Source organism: Ulvibacter litoralis (genome assembly GCF_900102055.1).
Taxonomy (GTDB): Bacteria; Bacteroidota; Bacteroidia; order Flavobacteriales; family Flavobacteriaceae; genus Ulvibacter; species Ulvibacter litoralis.
Map to the genome: position 1 here is coordinate 272,707 of NZ_FNBA01000004.1, position 11,998 is coordinate 284,704.

Below are 11,998 nucleotides of genomic sequence, written 5' to 3' on the forward strand. Positions count from 1 at the left end.
CTATTTTTAACTAAAGTTTATTGTGATGGTGTCTCTAAAACCTAGTCCGAAGAGGGTAGAAGCACTTCCAACGGTGGTGGGATTGCTTTTGTAAACCGCAAGTTCAAGGTAATTAGAAGAATTCCAAAGCGCTAACTTTTTACCGTCTTCTTCTCTTCTTTCAGGAGGTGCATCAAAATTAATGGCGTCACTATAATGCGTGTGTATTTTTTCAAAAGTAGCAGTACGCGCTACAATCTTAAAGTCGCGTCCTTTTCCGACGTCGTTAAACTTATCTTTGGTAATATTACAAATAACATTTCCGTAGTTATCGATATAAATGACATTCCCCATAATTTGGTTGTTTTCAGAATTTACAACAGGCTTAATGCCTGTGAGTTGTTTTATTTCTGAAATAGATTTACCAATAACATCTAAGGTTCCGCCACGGGCAATATGACAGGCTACTTTTACAAATACTTCCAAAACAGGGAAATTACTACTCACACGATCGTGGATATTAATTTCGACAATTTTTTCAGGATTTATTTCATTAACTAACATTGAAATAATACCATTGTTTGCACATATAAAATAATGACCGTCTAGAAACACAGCAATGTGCTTGTTTTCAGGATTTAACTCACTGTCAATACCAATAATATGTATGGTGCCTGGAGGAAAACTTCGATAGGCATTTTGAATAATATATGCAGCCTCTGTAAGATGGAATGGAGAGATGGTATGAGAGATATCAACAATCCTAACCGCGTCTAATTCACTATAAATAGCTCCTTTTACCGCGCCAACAAAGTGATCTTTCTCTCCAAAATCGGTAGTAAGGGTTATGATAGCCATATGCTAATTGTTGATATTTTGTTAATTTAAGTAATACAAAAATAGGTTACTTTTGTTAGTAGCAAAACTATTTTTGGCTTTGTCTGAATAATTCTAAAACCCATCGCGTTTGAACGAAATAATAATAGAACTTACAGAAGTTAGTCCGGTTGATTTCTTTGGACTTCAGAATGCAAATATTGATCTTTTAAAGAACCACTTTCCTAAACTGAAAATTGTCGCTAGAGGTACTCGTATTAAGGCCTATGGTGATGAAGAGGAATTGATAGAGTTTGATAAACGGATGACCATGTTGTTAGAACATTTCGTGAAATACAATAAATTAGACGAAAATGTAATAGAACGCGTGTTGTTAAGTAGAAATAAGGATGAGTACGAAACCTCTTCCAAATCTGGAGAAGTATTAGTGCATGGTGTTGGAGGGAAACTAGTAAAAGCCCAAACTGCCAATCAACGAAAGTTGGTAGAATTAATGGGTAAAAATGATATGGTGTTTGCAGTAGGACCTGCAGGAACTGGTAAAACCTATACAGGTGTTGCGTTAGCGGTTAAAGCGCTTAAAGACAAGCAGGTAAAGAAGATTATCTTAACAAGACCTGCAGTAGAATCTGGAGAGAACTTAGGATTTCTTCCAGGGGATTTAAAAGAAAAATTAGATCCCTACATGCAACCTTTATACGATGCATTGCGGGATATGATACCGCATGAAAAACTAGAATCATTTATAGAAAAAGGAGTGATTCAAATAGCACCTTTGGCATTTATGAGAGGTCGTACCTTAGACAATGCCTTTGTGATTTTAGACGAAGCTCAAAACACTACGCATGCGCAAATGAAAATGTTTTTAACGCGTATGGGAAAAAGTGCAAAGTTTATGATTACCGGAGATCCTGGACAAATAGATCTACCACGACGTGTTATTTCAGGACTAAAAGAAGCTTTATTAGTTCTTAAAGACGTAAAAGGAGTTGGAATGGTGTATTTAGATGATAAAGATGTAATACGTCACCGATTGGTAAAAGAAGTTATCGCCGCTTATAAAAATATTGAAAACGTAGATTAATAATGAGTAAAACAATTACAAGCACTAATTTTAAATTCCCAGGACAAAAGGATTTATACCACGGAAAGGTTCGCGAAGTCTATACATTGGCAAACGATACTTTATTAATGGTTGCAACTGATAGATTAAGTGCTTTTGATGTAGTAATGCCGAAAGGAATTCCTTATAAAGGACAAATTCTAAACCAGATTGCTACAAAAATGATGAAGGATACGGAAGATTTGGTTCCAAATTGGCTTACAGCGGTTCCCGATCCTAATGTTGCGATTGGAGAAGCCTGTGAACCTTTTAAAGTTGAAATGGTTATTCGTGGCTACATGAGTGGACACGCAGCTAGAACCTATAAAAAAGGAGAGCGCATGTTGTGTGGTGTGAAAATGCCAGAAGGAATGAAGGAAAATGATCCATTTCCAGAGCCTATCATTACACCTGCTACCAAAGCTGAAATGGGCGATCATGATGAAGATATTTCTCGTGAAGATATTATTCGTAAAGGAATTGTTTCTGAAAGTGATTACCTTCAGTTGGAAGACTATACGCGAAAATTGTTTCAACGTGGAAGTGAAATTGCTTCAAAACGAGGTTTAATTTTAGTAGATACGAAATACGAATTCGGTAAAACAAAAGATGGAAAAATTGTTCTAATCGATGAGATCCATACGCCAGATTCGTCTCGTTATTTTTATGCGGAAGGCTATTCAGAAAGACAGAAAAAAGGAGAGTCTCAAAAGCAACTTTCAAAAGAATTTGTACGTCAATGGCTCATTGAAAATGGCTTTCAAGGCTTAGAAGGACAAGAAGTTCCTTTTATGAGCGATGCATATATCGAATCTGTTTCAGAAAGATATATTGAATTGTATGAAAATATTACAGGCGAAACATTTGTGAAAGCTGATGTGTCTGACATACAAAATAGAATTGAAAAGAATGTACTTGCGTACTTAAAGTAAAAGTACTGTTCTTTTAGAGCGGTTTAAAAGGTATTGTTTGATGGCAAATAGTACTTTTTAAACCGCTTTAGTTTTTAGAGGTAGCTCCCAAATTATGAACATACCCAAGACTCAATTCGGTAAAATCTGCTTGACCAAGGTTCGAATTGATATGAAATCCAATAAACACATTATGTTTCGGAGCATCTTTGGTTCCAAGAAGATAATAATTAAGTCCCATCCTGGATGAAATCGTTTTCTTCAGTTTGTACTTGCTTTCTAATTCTCCCAAAACAATATTGCTGTTTTCAGGAATAACTCTTGGTACAACGGCCCATCCTTGATTAATACGCCAATCGATTGCATACGCAGGTTTGTGTAGATTAATCCCTAGCTGTAGATCAATTCCGAAGTGATTTAAAAGAATTTCTCCATTGACAGAGATTCCAAAATTGGTAGCATACCGCCACGGACGCTCCGTAAAATGATCGAATTCGCGTCCTTCTTGTACTAATGATTCATTGTTTTTGATGTAGTCGTAATAATGCTGATAATAGCGATAATAGAATCCGAGGCCTACTTTAAATGTATTGTTGTACACTTTTCCAACCGTTCCGGCTAGTGAGTATATGCCCTTTTTTGTATTGAATTCTTCAGGTTTTCCTAATACATTGGCGCCATAGCCTGTTCGAATAGAGAAGTAATGGTAGCTTGTTTTTTCAAAGGTTTCCTTCGGAAGCAAACTCGGAGGCGTATGATCTGTATTCTTTATATCGGCCGAAAGACTGACCAAAAATGAGTTGTAACCTTGATTCGGTAGTTTGGTGTGTCCGTTTGAATGATGAAAGAATCCTCCGCCAAGTCGCCAATCAATTGCTTTAGACGAACGAATTTGGTAGTGCATAAACATGCGAAACGACCACGTTACATCTGTAGTTACTGCCTGATTATTGGGATTTGTCTCGGGGTTGTATTTTTTGTTGAAATAAGAAGCACCTGTACCCACAACTACTTTTAAGTTTTTCTTTCCGAAGACATTAAACTCAATGAACGGCATCGCACTAATGGCAATTCCTAAACTGTCCGAATTTCCAAAATCGGCAAGTCCAAGGCTAACTCCAGTTCTAGGGCCTTTTAAACGTTGCGCCCATTCTTGCGGATTTCCATCTTGTTCCCATCCAAAATTGAAGAGTACTTGCTTCTGAAACGAATGTTCAGGGAAGTTAGAGTTCGCTTCCGCAGTAATTCCGGCAAGCAATTCAGGTGTAAAAACAAAATTGTTTGTTGTAGAGGGTGTCTTTTCCTGTTGCGCAAAAAGAGCAATGCTGAAAAGAATTACGAAGTAGGATAATTTTTTTGTCATTCAGCGATGCAAGTAACAATATCTAATGTAATTTTAAAAATTTAAGCTTTACATTCGCTAAAAATTTTTCTAAAGATGTGGAGTTCCATTGATACTTTCTTAGCCAATCTAGCATCATTTGCTTGGGGATTACCTTTATTAATTTTACTAATTGGTGGCGGTTTGTACTTGCTTTACCGAATTCGGTTTTTGCCTTTTCGTTATTTAGGACATGCTATTGCCGTATTGCGTGGAAAATATGACAATGAAAGTGATGCTGGAGAAATTAGTCATTTTCAAGCGTTAACAACAGCATTATCGGCTACTGTTGGTATGGGAAATATAGCAGGAGTTGCAGTTGCTATCGCAATTGGAGGTCCTGGAGCGGTTTTTTGGATGTGGGTAAGCGCTGTGATTGGAATGTCTACCAAGTTTTTTACGGGAACATTATCGGTCATGTATCGCGGAAAAGATAGCGAAGGAACTGAACAAGGCGGTCCGATGTATTTTATAACCGAAGGCTTGGGAAAAAAATGGAAACCACTTGCCATCTTTTTTAGTATCGCGGGATTGGTAGGGGCATTGCCTGTTTTTAATGTGAACCAATTAACACAAGCGATTAACGATATTTTACTAAAGCCCGCCAATTTATACGCAGGTATTTGGAGTGATTTAATCATAGGAATTGTACTCGCCATAATTACATCTATTGTGATTTTAGGCGGAATCTCAAGAATTAGCAAAACAGCGTCACGATTGGTTCCAAGTATGGTCGCGGTGTATCTTATTATGGTTTTGATTATTCTGTTTGTACATATTGATGTGGTTCCAGAATACCTTTCCTTAATCTTTAGCGATGCTTTTTCAGCTTCTTTTTACAAAGGAGATACCTTTTTAGGTGGCGTGTTAGGAGGATTGATATTACTCGGAATCCGACGTGGAGCTTTTTCCAATGAAGCAGGAATTGGAACAGCTCCCATGGCACACGGCGCTGCAAAAACGAGTGAGCCTGTCCGAGAAGGATTGGTCGCAATGTTAGGACCAGCCATCGATACGTTATTAATTTGTACGCTTACTGCCTTGGCAATTTTGGTAACAGGAGTTTGGCAATCGAGTGATGCCAACGGAGTGAGTTTAACAGCATCTGCTTTTCAAGAAAGTATTCCAGGAGTTGGTAAATATGCACTTTTGGTTTGTATCGCTGTATTTAGTATCTCGTCATTGTTTTCGTATTCGTATTACGGAACTAAGTGTATGTCCTTTCTATTTGGCGCAAAAAACAAATCGATTTACAACTATTTTTACATTGCAAGTATCTTAATTGGAGCTACAACATCGCTTAGTATGATGATTAATTTAATCGATACCTTCTTTGCTTTAATGGCAATTCCAACCATGTTGAGTACCCTTTTATTGGCGCCTAGAGTGATAAAAGAAGTGAGAAAATACGTTAAGAAGATGTAGTTTTTTACTGCTGAAGGTGATTTGCTTCAATAAATGTGTCGAGCATTTCAGTGTACCTTTTAGCACCATCAGGATTTAAGTGATTGTGATTGATGTAATCTGAAGTTTTAAAATGAAGAGTATCTTCTTCTTTTCTGAAAATATGCACGTTTTTATATCGTTCAGAAGCTACTTTTAAAATGCTGTCTCTTCGATGTAGAATGTTTTCATTACGATCGCGTAGGTAGTATTTGTGCATGGGTAAACTTGTAAGTACTACATTAATATGATTGGCTTCAAGATAGTCTAAGAATGTAAAGAAAAAAGCAGTATTATGTTTGAAGAGTTGCAGACTTTCCGAAGTATTTATTTCACTGCTTACAGTCGGAATTTTAGCTTCGTCATAGTTACTTTTCTTAAAAGATCCGTTGTAATTATTCTCGTCAAAACCAAAGCGATTGAACTGTGAGGTGGTTTTCTTTTTTAAATAATGATTTGTAAGCTCTTTGGTGTAAATATCGGGTCTGGATAAAAAGATGAGCTTGTCTTTAAAATAGGTAGTTCTATCAAAATTATTAACGTCGTAATACTTCAGATATACGTTGTTTTTCCAAAAGGTTGGTGCGTTATGCGGAAGCTCAAAGTGACTGTAGGATACTTCTAGAACCAAACATTTTACATTTTTTAGTTTATCATGTGTTTGCGTTATAATGGCGTAATCGGTGTTGTGGTGTTGTGATGTAGAGCCAAAATTTAACGTTGGCTCCTTCATAAAAGCTGGATTTACGGCACATTTCATTTGAGAAGAACCTGTTGTAATAATATCAATTTTAGATCCTTCCGAAGCAATATAATCAGCTATAATCGTATATTGAAAAGGAAGTTGCGATACCAAGACTTCAACAAAGGTATAGGCAGCGACCACGGGTATAAAAAATACCAGTACGCTTTTAAAAAAAGACTGTTGCTTTTTATTAAAATTGAAAATAGATGAACTCTTCTTGCGGTCCTGCATACCTAAATATGATAAAAATTAACGTGTAATATAAAATCCATCGAAGTGGTCTACTTAGCTGTTTTTCTAATTCTATAAATGGATACGGTTTAGAACGTGTAAATACTTCAGCTAAAACTAAAACTGGAATCACTAAAACTTTCCAACCAATAATAAAACTAAAGTTGGTTGTGGGAATAAATGACACAATGCGTTCCATAATGGTAAATGCCATCTCAAGACTTTCAGCCCTAAAAAAGATACAGGACATCACGATTAATGTAAAACTATAAATCATGGTGAGCGGTAAAGGAATTTTAGTGAGGTAGGTAATAAGCGTTACTTTTTTACCTCCAACTTTAAACGGAATTCGCTCAATGGAAATGGTGAAGGCTTGAAAGGCTCCAAACGCAATAAAAGTCCAATTGGCACCGTGCCAGAAACCAATGAGCGTCATTGAAATAAATAGCGCAAAGGTTTTAAAAGCGTAACTTTTCTTTTTTAAACGTGCGATTGGTGCATACACATAATCTGTAAACCATCGTGTAAGGGTAATGTGCCAACGATGCCAAAACTCGGAAACACTTCGTGATAAGTACGGAATATTGAAATTAGTACTCAATTTAAAACCAAACAATTTTGCGGTTCCAATCGCAATGTCGCTATATCCAGAAAAATCACAATAGATTTGGAAAAAGAAAAGGACTGAAGCGTACAAAAGCATCGAGCTTCCTTGCACATCATAATCGGGATAGACTGCATTTACAACAACGGCCACATTGTCTGCAACCACTACTTTTTTAAATAATCCCCATAGGATTTGACGCAAGCCTTCTTTGGACTCTTTTAAACTGAAAGACCGCTCTTTTGTAAATTGAGGCAATAAATTTCTAGCGCGTTCTATAGGACCCGCCACTAACTGCGGAAAGAAACTCACGAAACACAAAAACTCTAAGATGTTTTTTGAAGGTTTAATTTTTCCTTGATACACATCAATCGTGTAACTCATCGTTTGGAAGGTGTAGAAACTAAGTCCGACAGGGATAATTACATTCCAAAAGTAATAGGTGTCAGTAGGAGGGGAATCGTAAATTAAGGTGTTAAAACTTTCTAGGAAAAAATTAAAGTATTTAAAAGCAAAGAGCACACCTAAATTCCAGGTAATACTTCCGTAGAGAAACCAGCGTTTTACCGATTTTTTAGAGGTTGCTGCAATTCCTAAAGCGGCTGCGTAATCTATAATCGAACTTAAAAAGATGAGCGACAAAAAACGCCAGTCCCAAAGCCCGTAAAAAACATAACTCGCAACAAGAAGCAATGCATTTTGAGCAACGCGTTTGTGTGTGCCAATACTCCAATAGAGCGCATATACAATGACTAGAAAAAGCCCAAAGTCGAACGAGTTAAATAACACCTAGTATTTCTATTTTGGGATTAAAGATAAAAAAAAGGCTACCGATTGGTAGCCTTTCTTGTATAATTTATAGTTGTATGGAATTAGTTTCCGCTAACCACTAAGTTGTCTAAACCAAATTCATCTCTACTTCCAGATCCACCATCATCATCTGATGAAAATTTAAGGTATAAATAATCACCATCCGCAACGGTAACAGCAAACGTGGTAGTTTTAGAAACAGTAACAAACCCTAATACATCTGAAGAAACAGGAGTAGTGTAGTCTAAGGCAGCAACATCTGTAAATGTTGAGTCGTCATTAGAATATGAAAAGTTAAAAGAACTAGCTCTTCCTTCATTGTTATTTACTTTGATATCATAAGATATAGTAAAGTTAGATAGAGCAGTTCCTGTTGTATTTTGAATTCTAACTTCCATTGTAGCAGGAGTAAAATCATTACCCGATGGTTGAACACCGTAGCACATATCACCAGCACCGTCCGTATTAAAAGCATAAATTCCACCGCTCTGAACACCACCTGTACTTGTACCTCTACCAAAATCGCCACTAGATTTAGTTTCACCGTAAGCAACAGCACCAGAAGAAGCTCCTGTGCAAATGTAAATGTTAGAATCTAAGTCATCAGCAGTACTTCCTGGACTAAATCCAGTACCGGTAAAACTATTAAAGTTTTCGTTTAATAACTCAACAGAAGGATTACAATTGTCATCACTTTGGAACGTACCCGTTAATTCACCCCAAGCAGTAGAAGCCCAAGACCAAGTACCGTTAAAATCTGAACAATCATTTGAACCTGTTGGCTCATTATTGTACGTATGAGAACCTTCCCAAGTTACAGTAGAGTTTCCGTAGATAGAAATTTCTCCAAATGCATCACAAGTAGTTAAAGTCCCGTTCACAGCGCAGTCCCCTTGAAGTCCGTCTCCTAAAAATTCGATATCATTCAAAATTACTTGTGTGCTAATGTCAGCAGTTCCGTCACCATTGTCAGACACAGCTAATACGTTAAAAGTTTGTGTTACACCAGTATTCATTGTAGGGTGTGTTCCACAATCTGTACAAGTAAAAGAACCTAGAATAGGGCTTACGGGAGCTCTTTGTGAATATTTAGCAATCAACACACTACTTTCTAATGTATTATATACTACATTAGAAACAGTCGGAGCGGTACCGTCATTGTTTACAGTAAAGTTGAACGATAAGTTTTGAGTAGAAAATTCTAAGTTTTCAATTTGTTCGCCAGCTTTAACAATTTTAGAAGCAGTTGCATATACAATGGCTCCAGTGTTAAAAGTAAGTTTTGCCGTAGCATAGCCACTTTGAGATTCTGCAGCACTTACAACAGCAGGCACCGTAATTTCAACAGTAGCTCTGTATTCAGAATTATTTGTTGTAAAAACGCCAATATAGGTTCCTACATTAGTATTCTCATCTGTAACTTGATACGTCAAGTTTTCAGAATTTGTAATGGTTTCATTGTTATCTACACTACACGATACTAGTGCAAACGTCGCTACAACAGCGCAAAATAATTTTTTCATAATGGTTTTATAATTTGTTTATATAAGGTTGTCTCAAAAATAAAATTTTTAAAACACCCGCAAGGTTATCATACGATTAAATCATTGTAAAACTCATAAAAAGCAAGCCTCATAAAATACTGAAAAATAGCATTTTATGAGGCTTGTTGAAATAATAGCGGAAATTCTTACAAATTACCTAAGTAAAAACTACTCTTTAAAGTAGCTAAAAGTTTCACCGCTGTCAATTTTAAGTAATGATTGATAGATTAACTTAATAACATTCTCAACATCATCTTGATGCACCATTTCTACCGTAGTATGCATGTAACGAAGAGGGAGTGAGATTAAAGCACTTGCAACTCCGCCATTACTATAGGCGAAGGCATCAGTATCTGTTCCTGTAGCTCGTGATAAAGCAGCTCTCTGAAAAGGAATTTCATTTGCTTCCGCTGTTTCAATAATCAAATCTCTAAGATTTTGCTGTACCGCAGGAGCGTATGCAATTACGGGACCTGCGCCAATTTTTGCCAATCCTTGTTTTTTCGGATCAATCATTGGTGTTGTCGTATCGTGGGTTACGTCGGTCACTATCGCTACATTTGGTTTGATACGATCGGCGATCATTTGTGCGCCACGTAGTCCAATTTCTTCCTGTACTGAATTTGTAATATACAATCCGAAAGGTAGTTTTTTCTTGTTTTCGTGTAGTAAACGAGCCACTTCAGCAATCATAAAACCACCCATTCTATTGTCCAATGCGCGACATACAAATTTATTGCCGTTTAAAATATGGAACTCATCAGGGTAGGTAATAACGCAACCAACGTGAATGCCCATTTTTTCAACTTCATCTTTATCTATAGCGCCTACATCAATAAATATATTGTCAGGTTTCGGGGCTTCTTCTTTGGCTTTGTTTCGCGTATGAATAGCAGGCCAACCAAACACACCTTTTAAAATCCCTTTTTTGGTGTGGATGTTTACAATTTTCGAAGGAGCAATTTGATGATCACTACCTCCATTTCTTACAACATATAACAAACCATTATCACTAATATAGTTTACATACCATGAAATTTCGTCTGCATGCCCTTCAATCACAACCTTGTATTTAGCATCTGGATTAATTACTGCGACTGCTGTTCCGTAGGTATCTGTAAAAAATTCATCTACATAAGGCTTCAGATAATCCATCCAAATGTTTTGTCCGTCCCACTCATAACCAGTAGGAGAGGCATTGTTCAAGTATTTTTCAAGAAATGAAAGTGATTTTTTATTCAATATAGATGTAGCCATACGTGTATTTTTCAGAATTATGAATTAATACCCCAAAATTAGTGATTTATTAATAACTGAAGATGTGCATTTTGTTTAATTTTGGAATGATTTTAGCAGATAGTCCCAAAATGAAAGTCAACAGCATACATATAACCTTTTTTCTGTGCATGGTTCTTAGTTTCATAGGAGCAGATGCCAATGCACAAACAATAGATACGTATCAAGAAAAGAAAAATGATAGCGTCGAATCCTTTTACTATATAATAGAGGGCGATTCCATTCCGAGGGAGTTTATCGATTTGGAAGAAGTGGTTTTACTAAATAAAATGGAATTTACCTCCAAAGAAGACCGAAGACGCTACCTTATTCTCCGTCGTAAAACTCGAAAAGTGTATCCCTATGCCAAATTAGCATCCGAGCGACTCACCACTATGACCGAGCGATTAAAGACGATAGAAAGTAAAAAGGATCGGAAGCGCTATACAAAACGTGTGCAAAAATACATAGAAGAAGAGTTTTCCGAAAAATTAAAAAAACTAACCCGCACCGAAGGTCAGATCTTAGTAAAGTTAATTCACCGACAAACAGGTCGTACCGCTTTCGATCTAGTAAAAGAACTTCGTACTGGTTGGCGAGCATTTTGGTATAATACCACAGCAAATATGTTCGACATTACTATCAAAGAAGAATACCGCCCTTTCGAGGTAAAAGAAGATTACCTTATCGAAGACATTTTAGAGCGTTCGTTTCAAGTAAACATCCTCGAACGTCAAAAACCAGCCTTCAAAATAGATTACTTAGACCTCACGAGTTACTGGAATAAAATGGCTACTAAAAAGTAAATTCAAAACAGACTTGCGTAGTAGTTTGTTTTTTAGTACTTTAGTGGTTCGCTCTTTATTTTTTAAGTAGATTGATTTTTTTGGCGTTTCTTTACACAGTCACTTCGTTTTTGTGTAAAGTCAGGCTTTCGCTACTCGCGATGCTACGTGCCTTGCATGCGCTCAAACAGGCCGCTCTATCCTTAACGCGGGGTAGGGGTTTCAAATAGGGCATATATATTAAGGTATAAAAGGGTAAAAAATACTTTTAGATTGATTTTACTCGCACTCAAATGGTTAGTGGTTAAAGGTAAATTAACTTTAAAAAAACTTTAAATTAAAGTTGCGAGA

The 11,998-nt window shown here is 36.6% G+C and carries 10 protein-coding genes; 4 read left to right on the forward strand and 6 right to left on the reverse strand.

All coding sequences use genetic code 11. The features are described from left to right. Positions 1 to 6: 6 nt before the first annotated feature. On the reverse strand, positions 7 to 837 hold the full coding sequence (locus BLQ00_RS13705) for an SAM hydrolase/SAM-dependent halogenase family protein (RefSeq protein WP_093144879.1): 831 nt from the start codon (positions 835 to 837) through the stop codon (positions 7 to 9). Between the two features lie 109 nt (positions 838 to 946). On the opposite strand from BLQ00_RS13705, the gene BLQ00_RS13710 reads away from it, so the two are divergent. After that, complete coding sequence (locus tag BLQ00_RS13710) at positions 947 to 1,900, forward strand: PhoH family protein (RefSeq protein ID WP_093144880.1); 954 nt, start codon at positions 947 to 949, stop codon at positions 1,898 to 1,900. 2 nt (positions 1,901 to 1,902) lie between these two features. After that, positions 1,903 to 2,850 carry a phosphoribosylaminoimidazolesuccinocarboxamide synthase gene (locus BLQ00_RS13715; RefSeq protein WP_093144881.1) on the forward strand — a complete coding sequence of 316 codons (948 nt, stop codon included), beginning with the start codon at positions 1,903 to 1,905 and terminating at the stop codon, positions 2,848 to 2,850. Positions 2,851 to 2,917: 67 nt separating this feature from the next. Here BLQ00_RS13715 and BLQ00_RS13720 read toward each other — a convergent pair whose 3' ends face one another. Further along, on the reverse strand, positions 2,918 to 4,192 hold the full coding sequence (locus tag BLQ00_RS13720; protein WP_093144882.1) for an acyloxyacyl hydrolase: 1,275 nt from the start codon (positions 4,190 to 4,192) through the stop codon (positions 2,918 to 2,920). 75 nt (positions 4,193 to 4,267) lie between these two features. On the opposite strand from BLQ00_RS13720, the gene BLQ00_RS13725 reads away from it, so the two are divergent. Continuing rightward, positions 4,268 to 5,635 (forward strand): alanine/glycine:cation symporter family protein, encoded by a 1,368-nt coding sequence (locus BLQ00_RS13725; RefSeq protein ID WP_093144883.1) that lies wholly within the window; start codon positions 4,268 to 4,270, stop codon positions 5,633 to 5,635. Positions 5,636 to 5,639: 4 nt separating this feature from the next. Here BLQ00_RS13725 and BLQ00_RS13730 read toward each other — a convergent pair whose 3' ends face one another. The 4 genes from BLQ00_RS13730 to BLQ00_RS13745 form a co-directional block, all read right to left on the reverse strand. Continuing rightward, positions 5,640 to 6,539, reverse strand: coding sequence for a hypothetical protein (locus BLQ00_RS13730; protein WP_139149419.1), 900 nt, complete (start codon positions 6,537 to 6,539; stop codon positions 5,640 to 5,642). A gap of 49 nt (positions 6,540 to 6,588) precedes the next feature. Further along, positions 6,589 to 8,022, reverse strand: coding sequence for an MBOAT family O-acyltransferase (locus tag BLQ00_RS13735; RefSeq protein ID WP_093144885.1), 1,434 nt, complete (start codon positions 8,020 to 8,022; stop codon positions 6,589 to 6,591). 83 nt (positions 8,023 to 8,105) lie between these two features. After that, positions 8,106 to 9,566: a hypothetical protein gene (locus tag BLQ00_RS13740; RefSeq protein ID WP_093144886.1), complete on the reverse strand. Its 1,461-nt coding sequence runs from the start codon at positions 9,564 to 9,566 to the stop codon at positions 8,106 to 8,108. Positions 9,567 to 9,755: 189 nt separating this feature from the next. Next, positions 9,756 to 10,844, reverse strand: coding sequence for a M42 family metallopeptidase (locus tag BLQ00_RS13745; RefSeq protein WP_093144887.1), 1,089 nt, complete (start codon positions 10,842 to 10,844; stop codon positions 9,756 to 9,758). A gap of 149 nt (positions 10,845 to 10,993) precedes the next feature. On the opposite strand from BLQ00_RS13745, the gene BLQ00_RS13750 reads away from it, so the two are divergent. Further along, a complete protein-coding gene (locus BLQ00_RS13750) occupies positions 10,994 to 11,668 on the forward strand; it encodes a DUF4294 domain-containing protein (RefSeq protein ID WP_229792635.1) in 675 nt (224 codons plus the stop codon). Positions 11,669 to 11,998 lie beyond the last annotated feature (330 nt).

Bases quoted from the DNA above. Each gene is read 5' to 3' on its own strand.
- BLQ00_RS13725 (WP_093144883.1), top strand. From the start codon at position 4,268: ATGTGGAGTTCCATTGATACTTTCTTAGCCAATCTAGCATCATTTGCT.
- BLQ00_RS13715 (WP_093144881.1), top strand. From the start codon at position 1,903: ATGAGTAAAACAATTACAAGCACTAATTTTAAATTCCCAGGACAAAAG.
- BLQ00_RS13720 (WP_093144882.1), bottom strand. From the start codon at position 4,192: ATGACAAAAAAATTATCCTACTTCGTAATTCTTTTCAGCATTGCTCTT.
- BLQ00_RS13740 (WP_093144886.1), bottom strand. From the start codon at position 9,566: ATGAAAAAATTATTTTGCGCTGTTGTAGCGACGTTTGCACTAGTATCG.
- BLQ00_RS13705 (WP_093144879.1), bottom strand. From the start codon at position 837: ATGGCTATCATAACCCTTACTACCGATTTTGGAGAGAAAGATCACTTT.
- BLQ00_RS13750 (WP_229792635.1), top strand. From the start codon at position 10,994: ATGGTTCTTAGTTTCATAGGAGCAGATGCCAATGCACAAACAATAGAT.
- BLQ00_RS13745 (WP_093144887.1), bottom strand. From the start codon at position 10,844: ATGGCTACATCTATATTGAATAAAAAATCACTTTCATTTCTTGAAAAA.